Raw genomic sequence first — 25,165 nt, 5'->3', positions numbered from 1 at the left:
CTGACCTGGGCTTTCTTGAGCCGCCTTCGGGATTCGAACCCGAGACCTACGCATTACGAGTGCGTTGCTCTGGCCATCTGAGCTAAGGCGGCAAGCTGCGGATATACCCGTCCTCGCGAGGACACGTTCGCATCAGCAGCGGCGCCAAGTCTACAGGGTTGTTTCGGGTGCCCCGAACCAGGTCCGGGGCACCCGACACCCCCGTCGACTTGCGCCCCATCGGGGTGGCTGCTGCCCGAGTTCAAGGACGCCGGGCACGGGCGGGCCTGGCGCCCACCAGCGGCTTGCGGGCCGGCGGGCCTGCGCTCAGCGGCAGCGCTTGTTCTCCGGCGGAACCGTGCCTTCCAGCAGGTAGGTGTTGATCGCCGTGTCGATGCAGTCGCTGCCGCGCCCGTATGCCGTGTGGCCGTCGCCTTCGTACGTCAGCAGGGTCCCGGAGGAGAGCTGCTCGGCCAGTCCCTGCGACCACTTGTAGGGGGTGGCCGGGTCCCGGGTGGTGCCGACGACCACGATCGGTGCCGCGCCCTTCGCCTCGATCCGGTGCGGCGCGCCGGTGGCGGGGGTGGGCCAGTACCCGCAGTTCAGCGAGGCCCAGGCGAAGCCCCTGCCGAAGACCGGGGACGCCTTCTCGAACTCGGGGAGCGCGGACCGCACGGCCGCGGGGGCGGTGAAGGCAGGCGGCAGATCGAGGCAGTTCACAGCGGCGTTGGCGTACATCAGGTTCTCGTACGAGCCGTCGCCCTCGCGCTCGTAGTAGCTGTCGGCCAGCGCGAGGAGAGGCGCGCCGTCGCCGTCCATGGCGCTCGCGAGGGCCTCGCGGAGCTGGGGCCAGGCGGACTCGTCGTACATCGCGGCGATCACTCCGGTGGTGGCCAGCGACTCGCCGAGCTTGCGGCTCTCGCCGGTCGGGACGGGCTGGGCGTCGAGCGCGGAGAAGAAGGCCTTCAGGCGTTTGGAGGCGTCGGCGGAGGACGTGGTGCCGAGCGGGCAGTCCTGCTGCTTGATGCAGTCCGCGGCGAAGGACTGGAACGCGGTCTCGAAGCCGGCGGTCTGGTCGCGGTTCATCTGGCGGGAAGGCAGCGACGGGTCCATCGCGCCGTCGAGGACGAGGCGGCCGACGCGGTCGGGGAAGAGCTCGGCGTACGTCGCCCCGAGGAAGGTGCCGTACGAAGCTCCGACGTAATTCAGCTTCTTGTCGCCCAGCACGGCGCGCAGGATGTCCATGTCACGGGCCGCCTCCACCGTGGAGACATGGGGCAGGACCTCGCCGGAACGCTTCTTGCAGCCCGCCGCGAAATCCTTCAGCGACGTGGTGAGCCGGGTCGTCTCAGCAGCGTTGTCGGGAGTCAGGTCGACCTGCGTGTACGCGTCCATCTCCTTGCCGCTGAGGCATTCGACGGGCTCACTGCGGGCGACGCCGCGCGGGTCGACGGCGACCATGTCGTACCGGGCGCGGACGGGGGCGGGGTAGCCGACGCCCGCGTACCCCTGGAGGTAGCCGACGGCCGAGCCGCCCGGGCCACCTGGGTTGACGAGCAGCGAGCCGAGGCGCTTGCCGGGGCCGGTGGCCTTCTTGCGGGCGACGGCCAGTTTGATCGACTCGCCGTCGGGCTTGGCGTAGTCCAGCGGGGCCTTCATGGTGGCGCAATCGAATCCGGGAACACCGCAGGGCCGCCACTTCAGCTGCTGCGCGTAGTACGGCTTGAGCGCGGCGTCGGGGGTGGACCCGCTTTCACCCGCGGCGGAGGCGGTCGCAGAGGCGCTCGGCGACGAACTCCCGTCCGTACAGCCGGAGATCAGCAGACCGGCCGTGGCCAGCGCGAGGGCGGAGGTGCGGAACAGGCGCCTGGTGTCCATCCCCGGAGCGTAGTGCGCGCTGGGCGGTGATGCCTTTCGGCGCACGTACGGGTGAGCCGGTCAGTGGGACGGCGGCGTCCGTGACAGGTGCGGGTCAGCCGGCGCCCCGGGTCAGGCCGCCGGTCGCTACCCGCCCGCGGCCGGGCACCCGCCTCGCCCGTCACCCGGCGCGCAGTGCCACCGCCATCGCCTCGACTGCCAGCAGCGGCGCCACATTGCTGTCCAGTGCCTGGCGGCAGGCGACCACCGCCTCTATCCGGCGCAGGGTGCCCTCAGGAGTCGATGCGCGGGCGATCCGGTCGAGTGCGTCCCGTACATCGTCATTGGCGAGCGCGACCTCGGAGCCCATCTGGAGGGCGAGCACATCGCGGTAGAAGCCGGTCAGATCGGTGAGCGCCAGGTCCAGGCTGTCCCGCTGCGAACGCGTCTTGCGGCGCTTCTGCCTGTCCTCCAGCTCCTTCATTGCCCCGGCGGTCCCCCGCGGCATCCGCCCGCCGGCCCCCGCGCCGAGCGCCGCCTTGAGGTCCTCGGTCTCCTTGACGTCGACCTCCTCGGCGACCTGCTTGGCGTCCTCGGCCGCGGCGTCGATCAGCTCCTGGGCCGCCTTGAGGCAGCCGCCGATGTCCTCGACGCGCAGCGGCAGCTTGAGCACGGTGGCCCGGCGGGCGCGGGCCCGCTCGTCGGTGGCCAGGCGGCGGGCCCGGCCGATATGCCCCTGGGTGGCTCGGGCGGCGGCCGCGGCGACGTCGGGCTCGATGCCGTCGCGCCTGATCAGTACGTCGGCGACGGCGGCGACGGGCGGCGTACGGAGAGTGAGGTGCCGGCAGCGGGAACGGATCGTGGGCAGCACGTCCTCAAGGGACGGCGCGCAGAGCAGCCACACGGTGCGGGGAGCGGGCTCCTCGACGGCCTTGAGCAGAACATTCCCCGCGCCCTCGGTGAGGCGGTCGGCGTCCTCCAGGATGATCACCTGCCAGCGGCGGCCGGCCGGGGAGAGCTGGGCGCGCCGGACGAGCTCGCGGGTCTCCTTGACGCCGATGGACAGCAGGTCCGTACGGATCACGTCGACGTCGGCGTGCGTACCGACGAGGGCGGTGTGACAGCCGTCGCAGAACCCGCAGCCGGGCTCCCCGCCGAGGGCACGGTCGGGGCTGACGCACTGCAACGCGGCGGCGAAGGCCCGCGCGGCGGTGGACCGCCCGGAGCCGGGGGGGCCGGTGAACAGCCAGGCGTGGGTCATCTTCGACGCGTCGGAGGACTGCTCACCGCGGGCTTCGGCGGTGACGCGGAGGTCGGCGTCCCGCGCGGCGGCGGAAAGCTGCGCCCGGACGCGCTCTTGGCCGACGACGTCGTCCCATACGGCCATGTGCGGGTCACCGCCTTTCGTGCTGGGGTCTCCCATTGTGGGGGAGAGGTCTGACAGCGCGGCCGGGGCGGGGAGTTTCCCCCCACCCCGCCCCTTCCCGAAACCGGGGGCGGGCCCCAGACCCTCCGGGGACGGAGGTTTGGGGGGGCTGACGCCCCCACACCCCCAAGAGCGCCGGCTTCGCGGCGCCGGCCGTCAGCGCCTGCCCCGGCCGCCGCCGTTGTCGTCCTCGTCGTGCGGGCCCAGCAGTTCGTCCGCCAGGGTCGGGAGGTCGTCCAGTGGCGTCTCCTCCGCCCAGTCCGAGCGGCGACGGCGGCCCGAGTCCGGGTCGACCTGGGGGAGTTCGCGGGTGCGGTCGTTCGCGCCCGCGCCCGCGTCCGCGCTCGGCGCCTCGTCGCGGAAGATGCCCGGCGGGACTTTGTCGGAGGGGTCGGCGCCCCGTGCGTCCTCCCGTACCGGCGGAAGCACCGCCGTCTCCTCCGCGTCCGCCGGGAACTTCGGAAGCACAGCCGTCTCATCCGCCGCAGGCGACGGCGGCGTCACCGGCGACGGGACCTCCTGCGTCACCTCGTCCGGCCTGACCACCGGCGTCGGCACCGTGAGGTCATTCGCCGAAGCCGAAGCCGAAGCCGAAGCTGAAGCCGCAGCAGCCGCCTCCGCCAATCGCCGCGCCTCCTCCGCTCGCAGCAGCGCCTCTTCCGCCTTCCGCTGCTTCTCGAGACGCCGTTCCTCCGCCTCCGCCCGCAGCCGGGCCTCCTCCTCGGCCTGCCTGCGACGCCGTTCCTCTTCCGCCCGGAGTGCCTTCTCCTCCGCCTCGCGCCGGCGGCGTTCCTCCTCCGCCCGGCGCCGCGCCTCTTCCGCCCGCTGCCGGGCCTCCTCCGCCTGCCGCTCGGCCTCGCGCTGCCGCGCCTCCTCCAGCTCGTGGCGCTGGCGCTCCTCCTCCTCGGCGCGGAGCTTCGCGAGCTGTTCCTGCCGCTCGCGCTCGATCCGCTCTTCCTCCGCCTTGCGCGCGGCCTCTTCCTCGGCCCTGCGCCGGGCCTCCTCCTCGGCCGCCTTGCGCGCCTCCGCCTGCGCCTTCACCTCGGCGTCGGAGAGCGGCAGCATCTGGTCGAGCCGGTGCCGTACGACAGTGGCGACCGACTGCGGCTCCTGGCCCGCGTCCACCACCAGGTACCGGCCCGGATCGGCCGCGGCCAGCGTCAGGAACCCGGCCCGCACCCGCTGGTGGAACTCCACCGGCTCCGACTCCAGCCGGTCCGGCGCCTCAGTGAACCGTTCCCGCGCGGTCTCCGGCGAGACGTCCAGCAGCACCGTCAGATGCGGTACGAGTCCGTCCGTGGCCCACCGGGAAATACGGGCGATCTCCGTCGGCGACAGATCGCGGCCCGCGCCCTGGTAGGCGACCGAGGAGTCGATGTAGCGGTCGGAGATGACGATCGCGCCGCGCTCCAGCGCGGGCCGTACGACCGAACTGACGTGCTCGGCGCGGTCGGCGGCGTACAGCAGCGCCTCCGCACGGTTCGACAGCCCCTCCGAAGAGACGTCGAGCAGGATCGACCGCAGCCGCTTCCCGATCGGCGTGGCACCCGGCTCGCGCGTGACCACGACCTCGTGGCCCTTCGCCCGGATCCACTCCGCGAGCGCCTCGACCTGCGTGGACTTACCTGCCCCGTCGCCGCCCTCTATGGCGATGAAGAATCCGGTGGCGGCCGGCGCCTGCGCGGGGTCGGACCCGCGGCGCAGCGCGTCGCCCAGATCGCGGCGCAGCGGCACACCCGACCGGTCATCGGTCTTCGCGAGCACGATCGCCGCCACGGGCAGCAGCAGCGCGCCGGCCAGCATCAGCGTGAACGCCGCGCCGCCGTGCGCGAAGACGAAGTCACCGCTCGCCAGCCGGTGCGGCCCGATCGCGGCGGACAGCAGCGGGGCCGCCAGCGCGCCGAGGCCGATGGCGACCCGGACGACCGCCTGGAGGTGTTCGGTGATCCGGGCGCGCCGGAAGTCCTCCGCCTCCTGGTCGATGAGCGCATGCCCGGTGCTCGCGGCGACACCGGCCGCGAGGCCCGCGAGCAGCGCGATGAACAGCACGCTCGCGGTGTCCGGCACCAGGCCCATGGCGAGCAGCGCGACTCCGGTGACCGCGACCGCGAGGGAGAGCAGACGGCGGCGGGAGAGCGTGGGCAGTACGGACGCGGCCCCGCGGATGCCCAGCCCCGTACCGCCGGTCAGCGCGAGCACGAGCAGCGCGAAGGCGGCGGGCCCGCCGCCCAGGTCAAAGGCGTGCAGTACAGAGACGGCGACGGCGGAAGCGATCGCGCCCGCGACCGCGGCGCAGGCGAGCACGAACAGCGGAATGGCGCCCGTACGCCCCTTGTCCAGGCCGTTGCCGGTCGACGGGCGGCGCAGTCCTTCGAGCGGCGAGCGCGGCCGCGGCGTCAGCGAGCCGGGCAGCTCGACGAAGTACAGCGTCGACACGGACGCGGCGAAGAGACCGGCCGCGACATACGAACCGAGGGCCGCCTGGTGCAGCGAGAACCACTCGATGCCCGAGCCGAGCAGATTGCCGATCAGCGTGGCCACCAGCAGGACCGCGGCCCCGGCGGGGATCACGGCGAAACCCGTACGCAGCCAGAGCCGGCGCAGCGCGTCGATGTGGTCCGGCAGCGGGCGCACCGCAGCGCCCTCCAGCGGTGGGGCGGGCAGCAGCGCGGGCGCCGCGCCGTCACGGGCGACCGTCCAGAAACGCTCGGCGACTCCCATGACAAAGACGGTGATCAGCAGGATCGCGGGCGCGTTGCCGGGGGTCCAGTCGATCCACAGCGGCGCGATCACGAGGAGCGCGAGACGCAGCCCGTCCGCGCCGATCATGGTCCAGCGCCGGTCGAGCGGCCCCTTGGGCGAGGTGAGGCTCGTCAGCGGGCCGAGAAGTACGGCTCCGAACAACAGCGTGGCGAGGACCCGCGCGCCGAGCACGGCGGCGACGGCGAAGGCCGCCCCGCGATAACCGGACCCGAACGAGCCCGCGGCGACCGCCGCCTGAAGCGTCAGCAGCAGAAGCACGAGAACGGCGACGGCGTCGCCGACACCGCCTACGACCTGGGCGTTCCACAACCGCCTGAGCGGAGGGAAGCGCAGCAGGGCGCGCACGGCTCGCTCACGTGAGTCCGCGGCAAGTGCGTCGGATGCGTCGGAGTCTGAGGCAGTCTCTGAGACGGTGCTCACGACCGCCTGCTGCTCGGCTGGCTGCTCGGCTCGCGTCATCCGCCCAGCCTATCCGGAGCGCCCCGCTCCCCGGAGGCCTGGCCGAACATACGGGCGCTTTGTACGGAGGATGAGAAAGCTCCCTGGCACAAAGCACCCGTAATACGCGACGACGTACGTACCTACTCGTCCGCCGACGCCGCCGTCTTCTTCGCAGCAACCGTCTTCTTCGCGGCGGTCTTCTTCGCGACCGTCTTCTTCGCAGCCGTCTTCTTGGCGGCGGTCTTCTTCGCCGGCGCCTTCTTGGCCGGGGCCTTCTTCGCCGTCTTCTTGGCGGGCGCCTTGGCGCGCTTCTCGGCGAGCAGCTCGTAGCCGCGCTCCGGCGTGATGTCCTCGACGCTGTCACCGGTGCGCAACGTCGCGTTCGTCTCGCCGTCGGTGACATACGGACCGAATCGGCCGTCCTTGACCACCACCGGGCGCTGGCTCACCGGGTCCGTGCCCAGCTCCTTCAGCGGCGGCTTGGCGGCGGCCCGCCCGCGCTGCTTCGGCTGCGCGTAGATCGCCAGAGCCTCGTCCAGCGTGATGTTGAAGAGCTGGTCCTCGCTCTCCAGCGAGCGCGAGTCCGTGCCCTTCTTCAGGTACGGGCCGTACCGGCCGTTCTGCGCGGTGATCTCCACGCCGTCCGCATCGACGCCGACGACCCGCGGCAGGGACATCAGCTTCAGCGCGTCCTCGAGCGTGACCGTGTCCAGCGACATCGACTTGAAGAGCGAGGCCGTCCGCGGCTTGACCGCGTTCTTGCCGGTCTTCGGGGTGCCCTCGGGCAGCACCTCTGTCACATACGGGCCGTACCGGCCGTCCCGCGCGATGATCTGGTGCCCGCTGACCGGGTCCGTGCCCAGCTCGAAGTCGCCGCTCGGCTTGGCCAGCAGCTCCTCCGCGTACTCCACGGTGAGCTCGTCCGGAGCGAGATCCTCAGGGACGTCGGCGCGCTGGTGGCCCTCCGCGTCCTTCTCACCGCGCTCGATGTACGGGCCGTAGCGGCCGACGCGCAGCACGATGCCCTCGCCGACCGGGAAGCTGGAGATCTCCCGGGCGTCGATCGCGCCGAGGTCGGTCACCAGCTCCTTCAGACCGCCGAGGTGGTCGCCGTTGCCATTGCCGACGCCGGACGCGGCGCCCGCGTCGTCGCCCTCGCCGAAGTAGAAGCGCTTCAGCCACGGCACGGCCTGGGCCTCGCCCCGCGCGATGCGGTCGAGGTCGTCCTCCATCCTTGCGGTGAAGTCGTAGTCGACAAGCTGGCCGAAGTGCTTCTCCAGCAGATTGACCACGGCGAAGCTCAGGAACGACGGGACGAGCGCCGTCCCCTTCTTGAAGACATAGCCGCGGTCGAGAATGGTGCCGATGATCGATGCGTACGTCGACGGACGGCCGATCTCGCGCTCTTCCAGCTCCTTGACCAGCGAGGCCTCGGTGTAGCGGGCCGGCGGCTTGGTCGCGTGGCCGTCCACCGAGATCTCCTCGGCGGCAAGCCGGTCGCCCTCGGCGACCTGCGGCAGACGGCGCTCGCGGTCGTCGAGCTCGGCGTTCGGGTCGTCGGCGCCTTCCACGTAGGCCTTCATGAAGCCGTGGAAGGTGATCGTCTTGCCGGAGGCGGTGAACTCGGCGTCGCGGCCGTCGCTCGCCCGGCCACCGATCCTGACGGTGACGCTGTTGCCGACCGCGTCCTTCATCTGGGAGGCCACGGTCCGCTTCCAGATCAGCTCGTAGAGCTTGAACTGGTCGCCGGTCAGACCCGTCTCGGCCGGAGTGCGGAAACGATCACCCGAAGGACGAATCGCCTCGTGCGCCTCCTGCGCGTTCTTGACCTTCCCGGCGTACACGCGCGGCTTGTCCGGCAGGTAGTTGGCGCCGTACAGCTGCGTGACCTGCGCCCGGGCCGACGCGATGGCGGTGTCGGAGAGCGTGGTGGAGTCCGTACGCATATAGGTGATGAAGCCGTTCTCGTACAGCTTCTGCGCGACCTGCATGGTGGCTTTGGCCCCGAAGCCCAGCTTGCGGGAGGCCTCCTGCTGCAGCGTCGTCGTACGGAAAGGTGCGTACGGAGAGCGGCGGTACGGCTTCGACTCGACCGCGCGGACGGCGAACGAGGCGTCCTGGAGCGCGGCGGCCAGCGCGCGGGCGTTCGCCTCGTCCAGGTGCAGGACCTGGCCGGACTTGAGCTGCCCGTCCGAACCGAAGTCGCGGCCCTGGGCAACGCGCTGTCCGTCGACTGTGTTCAGGCGGGCCGTAAGGGTGGAGGGGTCCGAAGCGTCCCCGGCGCGGCCGGTGGAGAACGTGCCGGTCAGGTCCCAGTACTCGGCGGAGCGGAAGGCGATGCGCTCGCGCTCACGCTCGACGACGAGGCGGGTGGCGACGGACTGCACACGGCCGGCGGAGAGCCGCGGCATGACCTTCTTCCACAGGACCGGCGAGACCTCGTAGCCGTAGAGACGGTCGAGGATACGGCGGGTCTCCTGGGCGTCGACCATGCGCTTGTTGAGCTCGCGGGGGTTTGCGACGGCCTCGTGGATCGCGTCCTTGGTGATCTCGTGGAAGACCATCCGGTGGACGGGGACCTTGGGCTTGAGGACCTCGAGGAGATGCCAGGCGATGGCCTCGCCCTCGCGGTCCTCATCGGTGGCGAGGAAGAGTTCGTCGGACTCGGCGAGCTGCTCCTTGAGCTTCCTGACCTGGGCCTTCTTGTCGGCATTGACGACATAGATCGGCTGGAAGTCATTCTCGACGTCGACACCGAGGCGGCGCACCTCGCCGGTGTACTTCTCGGGCACCTCGGCGGCGCCGTTCGGGAGGTCGCGGATGTGCCCGACACTCGCCTCGACGACATAGCCGGGGCCGAGGTAGCCCTTGATCGTCTTCGCCTTGGCAGGCGACTCGACGATCACGAGTCGGCGGCCGCCCTGTGCGGTCTCGCTGGTCGGGGACAACTTCGCTCTTCTCTCCGGTCGACGCTCTGTGGGCGTTCACGGCAGTACGGCACTGGGTGCGGCACGGCTGTGACGCTGCTGTCGCTGCGGAGTGTGACGGTACAACCCGCCCCCGTGTCAAACGGCAAAAGCCCGCAACGGCCACTCGAACGGTAACCCGACTCCGGCTATTCCTGCCGCCCGGACCGGCACAAGACCGGCACGACAGGGCTTCGGCCGGGCTTCGGCCCCCAGATCGGACCGCGGACCAGACCCAGATCAGACCGCGGATCAGACCGCGGGTCAGGGGCGAATCGGACGCAGATCAGACGCGGCCGAAGCACCACACGCCGAGGGCGAGGAACGCGGCTCCGAAGAATGTCGCGAGCGCGACGGCCGTGGCGGGACTCACTCCGTGCGCGACAGGTGCCCGGTGCCGCAGACGCGCTCCCGTCCACAGCAGCAGCCCGGCCCCGAACAGCGTGAACGCCGTCCCGGCGAAGATCGCTGGCCCGCTCTCCATGTCCGTACCCGGCCTTTCGCTGATGCCAAGGTGCTGCCCCGGAGGCCGAGGCTGGCACCTCCGGGCGTCACGGATGCGAATTGCGGGTGAACGCCGCGTGGGTTCACCCGCCCGGTCGCGATGCCGGTCGGCGCCGCGCGGTGCCGCTCGGAGCGGGGGCCCGCCGAGGACTTGGCGGAGGCGGCGACCGCTCCTCTTCCTCTTCTGGATGTTGGCTTCTTCTTCTGGATGTTGGCCGGTTTCACCTCATGAGCGGACCGGCTCCAGGAAGCCCTCTTCCACCAGCAGCCGGAGCGCCTGCGGCGTGCGGTCGCGCAGCAGCACCGGGTCCTCGTGGAGCAACTGGGCGATGGCGTCCAGAATCCGCCCGGCGCTCAGCGTCCCGTCGCACACGCCGGCGAAGCCCGCGCCGACCGTGTCGACCTTGGTGGCCCGGCGCATTCCGCGGTTCTGACGGAGCACCACATGCTCGGGGTCCTCCGCGCCCGGCAGCCCGACCTGCTCCTGGACGACCTCCGCCGTCAGCGTGAAGTGGTCGGCGAGCAGCGCCGCGTCGTCGTGCGTACGCAGATAGTCCTGCCGCGCGAAATGCGCCCGCACGCTCTCACCCAGCGGCTGCTCGACCGGATGCGGCCACTCCTCGGCGACGATCGACGGGCGATCGGAACCGGACTTCCTGAGCGTGATCCAGCCGAAGCCGACAGCTTTGGTCTTGCGCGCCTCGAACTCGTCCAGCCACGCGTCGTACCGAGCCGCGTACTCTGCCGGGTCGTCGTGGTGGTCGCCGCTGTCGCGCAGCCACAACTCGGCGTACTGCGTCACGTCCTGCACCTCGCGCTGCACGATCCAGGCATCACAGCCGCGCGGCACCCAGGAGCGCAGCCGCTCCTGCCACTCCTCCCCCTCCATGTGCTGCCAGTTGGCAAGGAACTGGGCGTAACCCCCGTCGTTCAGCCTGTCCCCCGCCTGCTGAACGAGCGAGCGGCACAGATCGTCCCCGCCCATCCCGCCGTCCCGGTAGGTCAGCCGGGCACCGGGTGAGATCACGAACGGCGGGTTCGACACGATCAGGTCGTACGTGTCCTTCCCGACCGGCTCGAAGAGCGAGCCCTCGCGCAGATCGGCCTCCGGCGCCGCGGAGAGCGCGAGCGTGAGCCGCGCGAAGTGCAGCGCGCGCGGGTTCAGATCGGTGGCCGTGACACGGGTCGCGTGCTGCGCTGCGTGCAGCGCCTGGAGGCCGGAGCCGGTGCCCACGTCGAGCGCGGAGGACACGGGTGTACGGACGGTGATCCCGGCGAGCGTGGTGGACGCCCCGCCGACGCCGAGGACGACTCCCTCGCCCTGGCCGCTCGCACCGCCGGCGCCGCCGACCGCGCACCCGAGGTCGGAGACGATGAACCAGTCCTGCCCCTCCGGGCCGCCGTACGGCCGCACATCCACCGTGGCACGTACGTCATCGCCGTCCCGCACCAGCCAGCCGCCGGCCAGGCACTCCTCGATCGGCAGCACGGCCCGTGCCCGCTCGTACGCGACGGGTCGCTGGAGCAGGAACAGTCGTACGAGCGTGTCCAGGACGCCGTCCCCGCGGGTGGCGCGCAGGGCGGGCACGGTCTCGCTGCGGGCGAGGGCGGCGTACGCGGGTGCGCCGAGAAGCTCGAGCAGCCCGTCGGCGGTGAAGGCGGCGGCGAGGAGCGCCTCACGCAGCCGGGGCGAGCGGTCGGGCGAGGGAAGGCCTGGGACAAGGCTGGTCGTACTCACCTGCCCATTGTGGCGGCCACCACTGACAAACGCCGCCTACGGGGTGGCCCTACTCCTTCGTGGACGCCGATCCGGACGGCTTGGCCGGTGCGGACGGGGTCGATCCTGTCCCGCCGGCGGCGGGGCTCGACGTCTTCGCCGCCTGGCAGCCCGGCTCCTTCGCCATCGCCTTGCCGAGCTCACCGGACTGCAGCTTCCTCAGCGCGTCCTGGTCCATCTTCTCGATCTTCTTCAGACCGTCGGCGACATCCTGCAGACCGTCCGCGAACTTCTGCTGGTCCTTGGCGTCGAGAGCGTCGACCTGCTTCTTCAGGGCAAGGTAGGCGGCGGCGGTGTCGTTGAGCTCCTTGACCGCGTCCCGCTGCAGCTTCTCGCCGTTGTCGCCCGGCGGCGTACCGGCACCCTGCACAGCGGTGGCGAGCGCCTTGTCCGCGTCGGCGATGTCCTGGAAGGCCTTCGAGTCGGCGGCCTGGATGTCGGACGGCTTGCCGTCCGCCGCCGTCGAGATGATGGTCTGCTGGGCGTTGGCCCTCTTCTGGATCTGCGGCTGTGCCTGGTCACAGACCTTCTTGGCCCAGGCATTCACCTTGCTGTCACCGTCGCTGCTGCAGCCGGACAGTGCCAGTACCAGTACCGCGCCGCCGGACAGTGCGGCCGCAAGCTTCTTGTTCACCGGATTGGTCCCTTCCAAGGCTCTCGGCCCCGGAACATACACGCCAAGTGGGCGACAACCGCATGTCGCACATCCGATTGATGGCTTTTTGTGACTATTTGCACCAAGGGAGACAAGGCTCACGACGGCCCACGGCGCCATGCAAACGGGCGGACAGCACGTCAATACGTGCCGCCCGCCCGCCTCTTGAGCAGGAGTTACGAAACCACCGCTGGATCAGGCGACTTCGCGCTCCGTTCCGCGAGGTTGTCGTCGTCACCCACAGCGATGCCGCGCCTCTTGGAGATGTACACGGCGCCGACGATGACGAGAATGGCGAGCACCGCCACCAGCGCACGCAATCCGGCACTGGAGTCGTCCCCGTAGCTGAACTGGACGACCGCGGGCGCGATCAGCAGCGCCACCAGGTTCATCACCTTCAGCAGCGGGTTGATGGCCGGGCCCGCGGTGTCCTTGAACGGGTCGCCCACGGTGTCGCCAATGACGGTCGCGGCATGGGCCTCACTGCCCTTGCCGCCGTGGTGGCCGTCCTCGACCAGCTTCTTGGCGTTGTCCCACGCGCCACCGGAGTTGGCCAGGAAGACGGCCATCAGGGTGCCGGTGCCGATCGCGCCCGCGAGGAAGGAGCCCAGGGCTCCGACGCCGAGCGAGAAGCCGACCGCGATCGGGGTCAGTACGGCTAGCAGACCTGGTGTGGCCAGCTCGCGCAGCGCGTCCTTGGTGCAGATGTCGACGACGCGCCCGTACTCCGGCTTCTCGGTGTAGTCCATGATCCCTGGGTGCTCGCGGAACTGCCGCCGCACCTCGTAGACCACCGCGCCCGCCGACCGGGACACCGCGTTGATCGCGAGACCCGAGAAGAGGAAGACGACCGCGGCGCCGAGGACCAGCCCCACCAGGTTGTTGGGCTGCGAGATGTCCATCACCAGGTTCATCGGGGCGCCGTCGCCGACCTTCTCGCCGACCTCCCGGGCCGCGGTCGCGATGGCGTCGCGGTACGAGCCGAAGAGCGCCGCAGCGGCCAGTACGGCCGTGGCGATGGCGATTCCCTTGGTGATGGCCTTGGTGGTGTTGCCGACGGCGTCGAGCTCGGTGAGCACCTGCGCGCCCGCGCCCGTGACGTCGCCGGACATCTCGGCGATGCCCTGCGCGTTGTCGGAGACGGGACCGAAGGTGTCCATGGCGACGATGACACCGACGGTGGTGAGCAGGCCGGTGCCGGCGAGCGCCACCGCGAAGAGAGCGAGCATGATCGACGTACCGCCGAGCAGGAACGCCCCGTACACGCTCAGGCCGATCAACAGCGCGGTGTAGACGGCGGATTCAAGACCGATGGCGATACCGGCCAGCACGACCGTGGCGGGTCCGGTCAGCGAGGACTTGCCGATGTCCCGCACGGGACGGCGGGTGGTCTCGGTGAAGTACCCCGTCAACTGCTGGATCAGGGCCGCCAGCACGATGCCGATGGCGACAGCGACGAGCGCCAGAACTCGCGGGTCCCCTGGGTGCGAACGGATCGCGGCCTCGGTGACGCCGTCCAACTTGGCGTACGAGGACGGCAGATAGGTGAAGACCGCTGCGGCCACCAGCGCGAGCGAGATAGCCGCGGAGATGAAGAATCCGCGGTTGATGGCGGTCATCCCGCTGCGGTCGGCGCGCCGCGGGGCGACCGCGAAGATGCCGATCATCGCGGTGACCACGCCGATCGCCGGGACGATCAGCGGAAAAGCGAGTCCGGCGTCGCCGAATGCCGCCTTGCCGAGGATGAGCGCCGCCACGAGCGTGACGGCGTACGACTCGAAGAGGTCGGCCGCCATGCCTGCGCAGTCGCCGACGTTGTCGCCCACGTTGTCCGCGATGGTCGCGGCGTTGCGCGGGTCGTCCTCGGGGATTCCCTTCTCGACCTTGCCGACGAGGTCGGCGCCGACGTCGGCGGCCTTGGTGAAGATGCCGCCGCCGACACGCATGAACATGGCGATCAGTGCGGCGCCGAGGCCGAAGCCCTCGAGCACCTTGGGGGCGTCGGCCGCGTAGACGAGAACCACGCAGGAGGCACCAAGCAGGCCGAGGCCCACCGTGAACATGCCGACCACGCCTCCCGTCCGGAAAGCGATCTTCATAGCCTTGTGCGATACGGCCGTCAGATCCTTTTCCGGCTCGCCCTCCGCCGGTGTGGCCTCACGCGCGGCCGCGGCCACGCGCACATTTGCTCTTACGGCAAGACGCATGCCGATGTATCCGGTGGCCGCCGAGAACAGCGCACCCACCAGGAAGAACACCGATCGACCGCCGCGCTGCGACCAGTCGTCCGCCGGAAGAAGCATCAGCAGGAAGAACACCACGACGGCGAAGACGCCGAGGGTGCGCAACTGCCGTGCGAGATAGGCATTCGCGCCCTCCTGCACGGCTGCCGCGATCTTCTTCATGGAATCGGTGCCCTCGCCGGCGGCCAGCACCTGGCGCACCAGCAGCTGGGCGACGATCAAGGCCGCCACCGCGACTGCGGCGATGACGATCACGATCAGCCGGTTGTCGTCGGTCAGTACCGCGGCTGCGAGAGAAGTGGGTTGATCGGACAGTTCTGTATTGACGAGCCCCGCCATTCGTCCTCCTTGACGCTCAAGCTCAAGATGTGGACGGATTGTAGGGAGCGGAACCTGATCGAAACAGGGCGCGGCAAATGAAATTGACCTTCGCTTGCTACTCAGCAAATGATCGGGTCCCGAAACAGCCCCCGAAAGAAGTAATGGGGCAAAGGCATTGACGCGTATTAAATGATCTAGAGAAAAGGGAAAAGGCCCTGCTCAGCAGGGCCGTATCCAATAAAAACGATCAAAGAGTCGACGGTATGCGCCCGTTGTCGATCATCAGGAGTCAGGGCAGCACGGTGACGGGCGTCGTCGGCCAACTCATCCGGATTACGCCCCCCTCCTCACTGGAACTGACCTCCACGTCGTCGACGAGACCGCTGATGACCGCGAGGCCCATTTCGTCCTCACCCTCGGCGTCCGCGTCCTCGTCCGTGCCGCTGCGCCCGCCCGGGGCCGCGGTGGACCCCTCGGCGCCCGCACCCGGGACCTCGTCCCTGACCTCGATGGAGAAGGTCTTCTCCTCCTCGGACAGCGCGACCTTCACGGGGGAGGTGATGCCATAGCTGCGGTGCAGCCCGACAGCACGGCTGCACGCCTCGCCGACCGCGAGCCGGACCTCGTCCAGCACGGCCTCGTCGACCCCGGCCCGGCGAGCCACGGCAGCGGCCACCAGGCGGGCGGTCCTGACATGCTCAGGCTGAGCACTGAAGCGGAGTTCAACGGTGGCCATGCAATCCCCCTTGGACGTACGGGCGTGCATCTCAGGGGCCCGGGCTGGATGCCCGGTGCCCCTCCCTTCTTCCGGCAGTCTCCGGCCGACCTCAGTCGGTGGCCGCGACAGCTTCGTCGACCGTGGTGTGGATGGGGAACACCTTGGTCAGACCTGTGATCCGGAAGATCTTGAGAATGCGCTCCTGGTTGCAGACCAGGCGCAGCGAGCCCTCGTGCGCGCGAACGCGCTTCAGGCCGCCCACAAGCACGCCGAGGCCGGTGGAGTCGAGGAAGTCCACACCTTCCATGTCGACAACCAGGTGATAGTTGCCGTCGTTCACCAACTCGACCAGCTGCTCACGCAACTTGGGCGCGGTATACACATCAATCTCGCCACCGACCTCGACGACCGTACGGTCGCCACCAGGGCCGGACACATTGCGAGTCGACAGGGACAGGTCCACGGATCCTCCAGCACCTTGCTATCGAGCGGCCGCCCCCTGAGGTCTCCCCGGCGGAGCCGGAGGACGGTCGCCAGCCGCGATGGCATTCAATCACTTACCAGCAGCCATGCACGACGCCTTGGGACCATTGTCCGTCACGCCGGTGACAGACTCGGTGCCGATGGCCATGAATCACCGTCCCAGACGACCTCCCGAGAGCGGGGACACCCGCCCCTCCCCCGGTACGGTCCTTGACCGGCTCACCGCGGGGGCGGGCCGAGCCGCGCGCATCACTCATACGGAGCACTTGCCCCCGAGGCCCGGCCGCCATGCCGTCTGGCCCGACCGCATCCGCCCGGAAGTGATCAACGCCATTCAGCATGCGGGCATCGACCACCCCTGGGTCCACCAGGCAGCCGCCGCCGAGCACGCTCTGGACGGCGAATCGGTCGTCATCGCCACCGGAACCGCCTCGGGCAAGTCGCTGGCCTACCTCGCTCCCGTATTCACCACCCTCCTCGACGGAGCCGAGGCCCCGAATGGACGCGGTACGACGGCCCTCTACCTCGCCCCGACCAAGGCCCTCGCCGCCGACCAGCTCCGCGCGGTCAAGGCGCTCGGCGCGCCACTCGGCAATCGCATCCGCCCCGCGGTCTACGACGGCGACACGCCCGTCGAGGAGCGCGAATGGGTGCGGCAGTACGCCACCTACGTCCTCACCAACCCGGACATGCTCCACCGCGGGATACTTCCCTCCCACGCCCGCTGGTCCTCCTTCCTGCGCTCCTTGCGCTACGTCGTCATCGACGAGTGCCACACCTACCGGGGTGTCTTCGGCTCCCACGTCGCCCAGGTGCTGCGCCGCCTTCGCCGCGTATGCGCCCGCTACGGTGCGAATCCCGTCTTCCTCCTCGCCTCCGCCACCGCCGCGGAACCCGCTGTGGCCGCCGGCCGGCTCACGGGACTGCCCGTCCGGGAGGTCTCCGACGACGCTTCGCCCCGCGGCGAGCTCGTCTTCGCCCTCTGGGAGCCGCCGCTCACCGAGCTGCACGGCGAGAAGGGCGCGCCCGTACGCCGCACTGCCACCGCCGAGACCGCCGACCTCCTCACCGACCTGACCGTGCAGGGAGTCCGCACTGTCGCCTTCGTACGCTCCCGGCGTGGCGCCGAGCTCATCTCCGTCATCGCCAAAGAACGTCTGGCGGAAGTGGACCGCTCACTGCCCCCGCGTGTCGCCGCCTACCGGGGCGGCTACCTCCCCGAGGAGCGCCGCGCCCTGGAGCGGGCCCTGCACTCCGGGGAGCTCCTCGGCCTGGCCGCCACCACCGCCCTCGAACTCGGCGTCGACGTCTCCGGTCTCGACGCCGTCGTGATCGCCGGCTACCCCGGCACACGCGCCTCCCTGTGGCAGCAGGCGGGCCGCGCGGGCCGCTCCGGCCAGGGCGCCCTGGCCGTCCTCGTCGCCCGCGACGACCCGCTGGACACCTTCCTCGTCCACCACCCCGAGGCGCTGTTCCAGCAGCCCGTCGAGTCCACGGTCCTCGACCCCGACAATCCGTACGTCCTCGCCCCCCATCTGTGCGCCGCCGCGGCCGAGCTCCCGCTCACGGACGCCGACCTGGATCTCTTCGGCCCGGCGACCGCCGAGCTCATGCCCCAGCTGGAGTCCGCCAAGCTGCTGCGCCGCCGGGCGTCGGGCTGGCACTGGACCCGCCGCGAGCGGGCCGCCGACCTCACCGACATCCGGGGCGAGGGCGGCAGACCCGTCCAGATCGTCGAGGCCGCCACCGGCCGGCTGCTGGGCACGGTCGACGAGTCGGCCGCCCACACTGCAGTCCACAACGGTGCCGTCCACCTCCACCAGGGCCGTACGTACCTGGTGAAACACCTGGACCTGGAGGACTCGGCCGCCCTCGTCGAGGAGGCCAACCCGCCGTACTCCACCACCGCCCGCGACACGACCTCCATCTCCGTACTCGAAACCGACACCGAGATCCCGTGGGGCGACGGACGCCTCTGCTACGGCTCCGTCGAGGTCACCAACCAGGTCGTCTCCTTCCTGCGCCGCAAGCTCATAACCGGTGAGGTGCTCGGCGAGACCAAACTCGATCTGCCGCCGCGCACCCTGCGTACCCGGGCCGTGTGGTGGACGGTCACCGAGGACCAGCTGGACGCCGCCCGGGTGGGCCCGGAGCAGCTGGGCGGGGCCCTGCACGCCGCCGAGCACGCCTCCATCGGGATGCTGCCGCTCTTCGCCACCTGCGACCGCTGGGACATCGGCGGCGTATCCGTGCCGCTCCATCCGGACACGCTGCTGCCGACGGTCTTCGTGTACGACGGCCACCCGGGTGGCGCGGGCTTCGCCGAGCGGGCCTTCCACACCGCCCGTGAGTGGCTCGCGGCCACCCGTGAGGCGATCGCCTCCTGCGAGTGCGACGCGGGCTGCCCGTCCTGCATCCAGTCGCCCAAGTGCGGCAACGGCAACGACCCGCTGCACAAGCGCGGCGCGGTGCGCCTCCTCACGGAACTGCTCCGGGGAGCGCCGGTGGCCCCGCCCGGGCTCCGGGAAGCACCGGCGGCCCCGCCCGCGACCTGACGGTCGGCGTGTACGGCCCGAAGCGGGCCTGAGCCGTCACCTCGGCGATCTCGCCCCGCACGGCACACCGCAGCACCGCCGCACCCTGCGCCGTGGCCACCTCGGCCGCCTTGGCGCAGGCCGCGGCCGTGCCCCGCAGGGCGTGATCGGCCGCGGCAAGCACCGCCAGGTCGGCGGCGGAGCCGGCCCGGTGTCTGGCGACGACCGCCTGCCCCATGGCCAGGACGACGGCGAAGACGGCACACAGCACGGTGGTGACCATGGCAGCCCAGACGGTCGCCGACCCGCGGTCCCGGGTCATGGGCCCCCGGTCCCGGGTCATCGGGTCACCTCCGGAGTCTCCAGAGTGGCCGGGCCCGCGGTGGCGGTCCGGCGCGTGGCTGCCTCACCGGTAGCCGGTTGCTCGGCGGAGGCGTCCCGCCCCGCCGCGTCCCGGCCCACCGTGTCCTCGGCGAGGGCCGCCGCCTCCGCGCTCAGCGTCAGGGCCAGCGCGCCCGGGCCCGGGGTGTGCGCCTCGACCCGTACCCGCCACAGGTCCCCCGCCCGCCTCACCGTGACCTGCGCACCAGCCGGGGCCGCCGAGCGGGCGGCGGCCAGCGTGGCCGCTCGTGGTTCGGACCTGGCGGCCGCCCGGGCCCCGGCCCGAGCCGCGTCCACACACTGGATCTGCGCGGAGGCCGCCGTCAGCGCCCAGACCAGAGCCATGGCGAAGACCACCAGGGCGGGCACCGCGACAGCCGCCTCCGCAGTCACAGACCCCCGGTCGTGCGCCCTGCCGCGCACCTCGTCGCGCATCTTGTACCGCACGTCGTCGCGCACGTCAGAACTGCGCATTGAGGGCTTTTCCGATCACCGATTGGAGCGCTCCTGAGACGGCCCCGCTCGTGACGACCTTGTACAGAACGGCCGCGAAGGCACACGCGGCGATCGTCCCCATCGCGTACTCGGACGTCGTCATCCCCGAGTCCCTGCGCATCCTGCGCGAAAGCCCGCGCAGCCATCCCCGCATCTGATTCCACATGTCAACCCCCAAGAGATCTCGTTCAGTTGCTCAGTTGCCGTTCAGCAGTCCGTCCGCCAGACCGATCACCACCGGAGCCACCCCCACCGCCAGAAAGGCGGGCAGGAAGCACAGCCCCACAGGTGCGGTGATCAGGACTTGCGCCTTGCGGCCCCGGGCGGTGGCCGACCGCGCCCGGTCGGCCCGGAAGCGCTCGGCCAGCCGGGACACCGGCTCCGCGGCCGGCGCGCCCGTGGAGTCGGCGCGCTCCAGACAGCGGGCCAGCCCCGTCGCGCCCGGTATCTGCGCCAACCACCCCCAGGCCCGTGCCGGCTCACCTCCGAGCCGCAATTCGGCCGCCGCCCGCACGAGCCGCTCGCCGACCGGCCCGCCCAGCGACTCCCCGACCGCCTCCGCCGCCTCCCGTGGCCCCGCCCCGGCCGAGATGCAGGCCGCCAGAAGGTCGGCGGCAAGCGGCAGTTGACGGCCGGCATCCCGGTCCACGGGACCTGGGTCCGGTTTGCGGTTCCGCTGCCAGCGCCATACGCCATAGGCCCCGCCGAGCCCGACGGCACAGCCGATCACCCCGCCGACGAGGACATAGCCGGTGATCACCGCGCCCAGCGGGTAGGCCCATTGCCGCACCCACGTCCCGTACTCCGGTCGCCACCGCTGCCGTTCGCGCTCCATCGCCAGCAGCGACTCGATCCGCTTGCGCACCCTGCGCCCGTCCCGCCGCCCCGCAATCGTGAAGCCCAGGCAGGCCACCACGGCCAGCAAGAAGACCACTGCCCCCAGCCTGTGGACGGCGTCCCCGGTCATGGTTCCTCCCCCCGCCGCACGATCCGCGCGGCCCAGCAGAGGCCCGCGGCCTCCAGCAGTCCGCCCACCACCAGGCACACCAGGCCCGCGGGGGTGTGCAGCAGGACCCTCAGGGGATCGGCGCCCAGCGCCCAGCCCATCCCCAGGCCCACCAGCGGAAGCGCCGCCAGCAGGGCGATCGTCGACGACGCACCCGCCAACTGGGTGCGCAAGTCCGCCCGTTGGTCCCGCTCCGCCCGCAGCGCCGCCTCCAGCCGGTCGAGCCCCGCGGCCAGTCCGGCCCCACTGTCCACGGCCACCCGCCAGCAGGCCGCGACTCCGGCGAGCCCGTCCGCGCCCGGCTCGCGCGCCGCTTCCCGCAGCGCCTGGGGCACATCGCCCCCGAACCGCGCCGCGGCCAGCACGGCGGCCTCCGTGCCACCCAGCGCCCCTGTGGATCTGGCGGCGAACAGCAACGCCTGTCCCGGCTGCAGCCCTGCCCGCAGTTCCCCGGCGACGGCACCGCACAAGGTGATCACCCCCTCGGCTCGCCGGTCCTGCTCCCGCCTCCGCTCCCGGGCCCGCAGCCGTCGCCTCACCAGCGGCACCGCCGCCGCCCCCGCGACCAGCGGCAGCACCGACTCCCCCAGCACGGCGAGGACGAGCGCCACCGGCAGGCACAGCCACTCCCGCCGCAGCCCGACCCATGGCAGCACCCGCTCCCACGACCGCCTCGGAGAGACCTCCACAGCACCGCCGCCCGCGAGCAGCAGCCGCGCGCGCCTGAGCCCCTGGTCCCGCCCGACCGTCAGCCATGCGGCCGCACCCGCGCAGACCGCGGCCGCGTACATTGACTCACTGGCCATCACCGCGCACCCCCGATCAGCGGCAGCAGCCGCTCCCAGCCCCGCTCGTACGCAAAGGCCTCCGCGCCCCACCGCAGCGCGGGCACGGTCACCACCAGCCCTGCCGCGTCCCGCTCCAGCACATGCACCTCAGCGATACGCCGCTGCCCGCCCCGGTCCCGTACGAGATGGATCACCACCGAGAGGGCCGCCGCCAACTGGCTGTGCAGCGCCGCCCGGTCGAGCCCCGCCGCCGTCCCGAGCGCCTCCAGTCGCGCGGGCACATCCGCTGCCGCGTTGGCGTGGACGGTCCCGCAACCGCCCTCGTGCCCGGTGTTGAGCGCGGCCAGCAACTCGGTCACCTCGGCTCCTCGCACCTCCCCGACGACCAGTCGGTCGGGCCGCATCCGCAGCGCCTGGCGCACCAGGTCCCGCAGCGTCACCCGGCCGGCGCCTTCCTGGTTCGCCGCGCGCGACTCCAGCCGCACCACATGCGGATGCTCGGGTCTGAGCTCCGCCGAGTCCTCGGCCAGGACAATCCGCTCCCGCTCCCCCACGAGCCCCAGCAGACTGGACAGCAAGGTCGTCTTACCCGAGCCCGTGCCGCCGCTGATGAGGAACGACAGGCGGGCGTCGATCAGCGCCCTCAGCACACGGTCCCCGCCCGGCGGCACCGTCCCCGCGGCGACGAGCTCCCCCACCGAGAACGCCCTGGGCCGCACCACCCGCAGCGACAGACACGTCGAGCCGACCGCCACCGGCGGGATCACGGCATGCATCCGCGTCCCGTCCGGCAGCCGGGCGTCCACCCAGGGACGGGCGTCGTCCAGCCGCCGCTCCGCCACCGCGGCGAGCCGTTGTGCCAGCCTGCGCACCGACGCCGCGTCCGCGAAGGTGACCCCGGTGAGCTCGAGACCACGCCCCCGGTCCACCCACACCCGGTCGGGCGCGGACACCAGGACGTCGGTCACGGACGGATCGGCCAGCAGCGGCTCGAGCGGTCCCGTCCCCACCAGCTCGCACCGCAACTTCTCGGTGCCGCCGAGCACTTCGGCGTCCCCGAGCAGCCGCCCTTGGGCCCGCAGCGCGGCCGCCACCCGGGCAGGCGTGGGCTCGGCCCCGCTCTCCGCGAGCCTCTGTCGTACGGCGTCCAGGAGTCCGGTGCTCACGAGACACCGCCCCCGGTCAGCGCCCGCTCCCAGAAGGCCGTGCAGAACCTGGCCAGCGGCCCACGCGCACGGCCCGGCGGAGCACCCCCGTCCTGCGCGGCCAACAGTCCGGCCTCCACGGGCAGTTCGCCCGCCAGCGGAAGTCCCAGAGCGTCCGCGACCCATTGCTCGTCCAGCCCCGCCGCATACGGGCCGCGCACCACCACGCGCAGGTCCTGGAGCACCATGCCCACCGTCGACGCCACCCTGTTCGCCGCGGCGACCGCCCGCAGCTCGCCCGGCACCACCAGCAGCCCGAGATCGAGCTGGGCCAGCGCCTCCGCCACGCCCTCGTCGACCCGGCGCGGCAGATCCACGACCACCACCCCGCCGCGCCTACGTGCCGCGGCCAGCACCGAACGCATCGCCTCAGGCGGGATCACCACCGAGTCCCCGCGGTCCCAGCTGAGCACCCGCAGAGCATGCAACTCGGGCAGCGACTCCTCCAGCGCCCCGCCGGCGACCCGTCCCTTGGAAGCGGCGAAATCCGGCCAACGTCTGCCTTCCACTTGCTCTCCGCCGAGCAGCACGTCCAGCCCGCCGCCTAGCGGGTCCCCGTCGACCAGCATGGTGCGTCGGCCGACCCGGGCCGCAGAGACTGCCAGCGCGCAGGCCAGCGTCGATGCCCCGGCTCCACCCCTGCCGCCGATCACACCGACGGTCAGCGCCTGCCGTCCTACGCCCTCGACCACATCGGCGATCCGGTCGACGAGCCAGCCTTCCGCATCGGGCAGTCGCAGCACGCAGTCGGCCCCGATTTCCACCGCCCGCCGCCAGACGTCCGGGTCGTCCTGGTCCCGCCCCACGAGCAGCACACCCCGTCTGCGCGTGGCGCCGCGGCAGCGCGCCGCCGCGTCGTCGCCGACGAGCACCAGCGGCGCGCCCTCCCAGCTTCCGCTTCGCTCCGGCACCGAGTGATGGACGTCCGGTTCGGCTCCCGCCGCGGCGCACAGCCGCAGCAGATCGTCGAGCAGTTCCATATCTTCGGTGACGATCAGAGGCCCGTCCCGCCGCCCTTCGACGACCGGCGGCCGCTGCGATGTGATGGATCCAGCCACGATCTCCACCCCCTACTTACTTCGATCTCGCTTCGTTCCGAGATCTGCGATTCCTGGGTCCGCGAACTACGCGGGTGGAATCACCGTGCAGCGCACCGGAAAATCGTGTGGATCTTGCTGAAAAGCTGTGGACAACTAGCCACTTGTGAATATCCCCGTCGCCCATACCGGTGACTCCCGGGAGCAGCCCTTCCGCTACGCACAGTGACGGTGCAGAGTGATGGAAGGCCGACGCCGACACGGCTCACACGAGAGGAGAACGATCAAAGGGGATCGCAGCAGATGGACGAAAACGCGTCCGGACATGCGACGACCCCCGCCGGGGGGGAGAGCGGGGGTCGTCTCTCCGGCCGACTCGGGGGGGGAGGAGCCGGACCGGGTTAGCACGGTCGCGAACGATCCGTGACTTCCATGGTGTACCCGAGAGCCTTCTCAGGCAAACCCACACGCCCGAGCGTACGCCGAATGGCGGGCACCTATGCTCAGGCTCGTGGAAAACCACTCCTTGCCGCGCACAGCCGCCTTCTTTGATCTGGACAAGACGGTCATTGCGAAGTCTTCGACGCTGACCTTCAGCAAGTCCTTCTACCAAGGCGGGCTGATCAACCGACGCGCCGTACTGCGCACCGCCTATGCCCAGTTCGTTTTTCTCGCCGGGGGCGCCGACCACGACCAGATGGAGCGGATGCGCGAGTACCTCTCCGCGCTCTGCAAGGGCTGGAACGTCCAGCAGGTCAAGGAGATCGTCGCCGAGACCCTTCACGACCTGATCGACCCGATCATCTACGACGAGGCCGCCTCCCTCATCGAGGAGCACCACACCGCGGGCCGCGACGTCGTCATCGTCTCCACCTCCGGCGCGGAGGTGGTCGAGCCGATCGGCGACCTCCTCGGCGCTGACCGGGTGGTGGCCACCCGCATGGTGGTCGGCGACGACGGCTGCTTCACGGGGGAGGTGGAGTACTACGCGTACGGACCGACCAAGGCGGAGGCGATCAAGGAGCTCGCCGCCTCCGAGGGGTACGACCTGGCGCGTTGCTACGCGTACAGCGACTCGGCCACGGACATCCCGATGCTCGCGTCCGTCGGCCATCCGTATGCCGTGAATCCGGATCGTGCGCTACGCCGGGAGGCGACGGCGCGGGATTGGCCGATTCTCGTCTTCAATCGGCCGGTCCGCCTCAAGCAGCGGCTGCCCGCGTTCTCCATGCCCACGCGCCCAGCCCTTGTCGCCGTGGCCGCAGTGGGTGCGGCGGCCGCCACCGCCGGACTGGTCTGGTACGCGAGCCGGCGGCGCAGCGCGGCCGCTCAAATCGCTACCGCAACCGCGTGAAACAATTCGCTCGTATTTGAACCTAAAAGTAAAGAACTGCAGCTAGGGCTTCCACTTGCCCTCGCGCAGGAGTACAAATGAGTCAACGGCCCGCGAGACCAAGGACATCCGAGAGGATCACCTTTAACGCATGAAGGCCCCACGGACCGAGCATGAAAACCGAGCACCCACGCGACGTCGACCCGTCGATTACGGGCCAGCCGCACCAGGTGACGGGCAGGAGTTCCCGACC

At 71.0% G+C, this 25,165-nt stretch carries 19 protein-coding genes and 1 tRNA gene; 2 read left to right on the top strand and 18 right to left on the bottom strand.

The window, feature by feature from the left end:
* Positions 1-18: 18 nt before the first annotated feature.
* From ACH492_RS29420 to ACH492_RS29370, 11 genes are all read right to left on the bottom strand, one after another.
* A tRNA-Thr gene (locus ACH492_RS29420) sits at positions 19-92 on the bottom strand.
* 214 nt (positions 93-306) lie between these two features.
* Entirely contained in the window at positions 307-1,857 is a 1,551-nt protein-coding gene (locus ACH492_RS29415) for an alpha/beta hydrolase (protein ID WP_398990807.1), read from the bottom strand.
* A gap of 160 nt (positions 1,858-2,017) precedes the next feature.
* Positions 2,018-3,223: a DNA polymerase III subunit delta' gene (locus ACH492_RS29410; RefSeq protein WP_398990805.1), complete on the bottom strand. Its 1,206-nt coding sequence runs from the start codon at positions 3,221-3,223 to the stop codon at positions 2,018-2,020.
* 195 nt (positions 3,224-3,418) lie between these two features.
* Entirely contained in the window at positions 3,419-6,484 is a 3,066-nt protein-coding gene (gene tmk / locus ACH492_RS29405) for a dTMP kinase (protein ID WP_398990803.1), read from the bottom strand.
* Positions 6,485-6,606: 122 nt separating this feature from the next.
* Positions 6,607-9,414, bottom strand: coding sequence for a type I DNA topoisomerase (gene topA, locus ACH492_RS29400; protein WP_398990801.1), 2,808 nt, complete (start codon positions 9,412-9,414; stop codon positions 6,607-6,609).
* 304 nt (positions 9,415-9,718) lie between these two features.
* A complete protein-coding gene (locus ACH492_RS29395) occupies positions 9,719-9,916 on the bottom strand; it encodes a hypothetical protein (protein ID WP_307661955.1) in 198 nt (65 codons plus the stop codon).
* Positions 9,917-10,162: 246 nt separating this feature from the next.
* A complete protein-coding gene (locus tag ACH492_RS29390; protein ID WP_398990799.1) occupies positions 10,163-11,674 on the bottom strand; it encodes a methyltransferase in 1,512 nt (503 codons plus the stop codon).
* 49 nt (positions 11,675-11,723) lie between these two features.
* The gene (locus tag ACH492_RS29385) at positions 11,724-12,347 is read right to left on the bottom strand and encodes a small secreted protein (protein ID WP_398990797.1); all 624 of its coding nucleotides are present in this window, start codon (positions 12,345-12,347) and stop codon (positions 11,724-11,726) included.
* A gap of 197 nt (positions 12,348-12,544) precedes the next feature.
* On the bottom strand, positions 12,545-14,950 hold the full coding sequence (locus ACH492_RS29380) for a sodium-translocating pyrophosphatase (protein ID WP_398990795.1): 2,406 nt from the start codon (positions 14,948-14,950) through the stop codon (positions 12,545-12,547).
* A gap of 271 nt (positions 14,951-15,221) precedes the next feature.
* On the bottom strand, positions 15,222-15,668 hold the full coding sequence (locus tag ACH492_RS29375; RefSeq protein WP_398990793.1) for an ATP-binding protein: 447 nt from the start codon (positions 15,666-15,668) through the stop codon (positions 15,222-15,224).
* Between the two features lie 91 nt (positions 15,669-15,759).
* On the bottom strand, positions 15,760-16,113 hold the full coding sequence (locus tag ACH492_RS29370) for an STAS domain-containing protein (protein ID WP_266533145.1): 354 nt from the start codon (positions 16,111-16,113) through the stop codon (positions 15,760-15,762).
* A 79-nt stretch (positions 16,114-16,192) separates the two neighbouring features.
* On the opposite strand from ACH492_RS29370, the gene ACH492_RS29365 reads away from it, so the two are divergent.
* On the top strand, positions 16,193-18,688 hold the full coding sequence (locus ACH492_RS29365) for a DEAD/DEAH box helicase (protein ID WP_398990791.1): 2,496 nt from the start codon (positions 16,193-16,195) through the stop codon (positions 18,686-18,688).
* On the opposite strand, the gene ACH492_RS29360 is transcribed toward ACH492_RS29365, so the two are convergent.
* From ACH492_RS29360 to ssd, 7 genes are read right to left on the bottom strand one after another with little or no spacing between them, the layout of a single operon-like run.
* On the bottom strand, positions 18,612-19,010 hold the full coding sequence (locus ACH492_RS29360; protein WP_398990789.1) for an Rv3654c family TadE-like protein: 399 nt from the start codon (positions 19,008-19,010) through the stop codon (positions 18,612-18,614). The genes ACH492_RS29365 and ACH492_RS29360 overlap by 77 nt on opposite strands.
* Complete coding sequence (locus ACH492_RS29355; RefSeq protein WP_398990839.1) at positions 19,007-19,483, bottom strand: TadE family type IV pilus minor pilin; 477 nt, start codon at positions 19,481-19,483, stop codon at positions 19,007-19,009. The genes ACH492_RS29360 and ACH492_RS29355 overlap by 4 nt, the downstream gene beginning before the upstream one ends.
* Before the next feature lie 25 nt (positions 19,484-19,508).
* Positions 19,509-19,709, bottom strand: coding sequence for a DUF4244 domain-containing protein (locus tag ACH492_RS29350; protein WP_398990787.1), 201 nt, complete (start codon positions 19,707-19,709; stop codon positions 19,509-19,511).
* Positions 19,710-19,739: 30 nt separating this feature from the next.
* Complete coding sequence (locus ACH492_RS29345; protein WP_398990786.1) at positions 19,740-20,510, bottom strand: type II secretion system F family protein; 771 nt, start codon at positions 20,508-20,510, stop codon at positions 19,740-19,742.
* The gene (locus ACH492_RS29340; protein ID WP_398990784.1) at positions 20,507-21,355 is read right to left on the bottom strand and encodes a type II secretion system F family protein; all 849 of its coding nucleotides are present in this window, start codon (positions 21,353-21,355) and stop codon (positions 20,507-20,509) included. Before ACH492_RS29340 ends, ACH492_RS29345 begins: the two co-directional genes overlap by 4 nt.
* Positions 21,355-22,503 (bottom strand): TadA family conjugal transfer-associated ATPase, encoded by a 1,149-nt coding sequence (locus ACH492_RS29335; RefSeq protein ID WP_398990782.1) that lies wholly within the window; start codon positions 22,501-22,503, stop codon positions 21,355-21,357. Before ACH492_RS29335 ends, ACH492_RS29340 begins: the two co-directional genes overlap by 1 nt.
* Positions 22,500-23,600, bottom strand: coding sequence for a septum site-determining protein Ssd (gene ssd / locus ACH492_RS29330; protein ID WP_398990780.1), 1,101 nt, complete (start codon positions 23,598-23,600; stop codon positions 22,500-22,502). Before ssd ends, ACH492_RS29335 begins: the two co-directional genes overlap by 4 nt.
* 478 nt (positions 23,601-24,078) lie before the next feature.
* Between ssd and ACH492_RS29325 the strand changes: the two genes are divergently transcribed.
* On the top strand, positions 24,079-24,933 hold the full coding sequence (locus tag ACH492_RS29325) for an HAD family hydrolase (protein WP_398990778.1): 855 nt from the start codon (positions 24,079-24,081) through the stop codon (positions 24,931-24,933).
* The last annotated feature ends 232 nt before the right edge of the window (positions 24,934-25,165 follow it).

The organism is Streptomyces sp. NPDC019443 (genome assembly GCF_044389785.1).
Taxonomy (GTDB): Bacteria; Actinomycetota; Actinomycetes; order Streptomycetales; family Streptomycetaceae; genus Streptomyces.
This window is presented reverse-complemented; position numbering and strand designations above follow the sequence as displayed.

What these genes read in the sequence shown, in the direction of transcription:
- ACH492_RS29345 (WP_398990786.1), bottom strand. Translation starts at nt 20,510, where the DNA reads ATGACCGGGGACGCCGTCCACAGGCTGGGGGCAGTGGTCTTCTTGCTG.
- ACH492_RS29340 (WP_398990784.1), bottom strand. Translation starts at nt 21,355, where the DNA reads ATGGCCAGTGAGTCAATGTACGCGGCCGCGGTCTGCGCGGGTGCGGCC.
- ACH492_RS29410 (WP_398990805.1), bottom strand. Translation starts at nt 3,223, where the DNA reads ATGGCCGTATGGGACGACGTCGTCGGCCAAGAGCGCGTCCGGGCGCAG.
- ACH492_RS29380 (WP_398990795.1), bottom strand. Translation starts at nt 14,950, where the DNA reads ATGGCGGGGCTCGTCAATACAGAACTGTCCGATCAACCCACTTCTCTC.
- ACH492_RS29365 (WP_398990791.1), top strand. Translation starts at nt 16,193, where the DNA reads ATGGCATTCAATCACTTACCAGCAGCCATGCACGACGCCTTGGGACCA.
- ACH492_RS29415 (WP_398990807.1), bottom strand. Translation starts at nt 1,857, where the DNA reads ATGGACACCAGGCGCCTGTTCCGCACCTCCGCCCTCGCGCTGGCCACG.
- ACH492_RS29395 (WP_307661955.1), bottom strand. Translation starts at nt 9,916, where the DNA reads ATGGAGAGCGGGCCAGCGATCTTCGCCGGGACGGCGTTCACGCTGTTC.
- tmk (WP_398990803.1), bottom strand. Translation starts at nt 6,484, where the DNA reads ATGACGCGAGCCGAGCAGCCAGCCGAGCAGCAGGCGGTCGTGAGCACC.
- ACH492_RS29355 (WP_398990839.1), bottom strand. Translation starts at nt 19,483, where the DNA reads ATGCGCGACGAGGTGCGCGGCAGGGCGCACGACCGGGGGTCTGTGACT.
- ACH492_RS29375 (WP_398990793.1), bottom strand. Translation starts at nt 15,668, where the DNA reads ATGGCCACCGTTGAACTCCGCTTCAGTGCTCAGCCTGAGCATGTCAGG.
- ACH492_RS29350 (WP_398990787.1), bottom strand. Translation starts at nt 19,709, where the DNA reads ATGTGGAATCAGATGCGGGGATGGCTGCGCGGGCTTTCGCGCAGGATG.
- ACH492_RS29360 (WP_398990789.1), bottom strand. Translation starts at nt 19,010, where the DNA reads ATGACCCGGGACCGGGGGCCCATGACCCGGGACCGCGGGTCGGCGACC.
- ACH492_RS29325 (WP_398990778.1), top strand. Translation starts at nt 24,079, where the DNA reads ATGCTCAGGCTCGTGGAAAACCACTCCTTGCCGCGCACAGCCGCCTTC.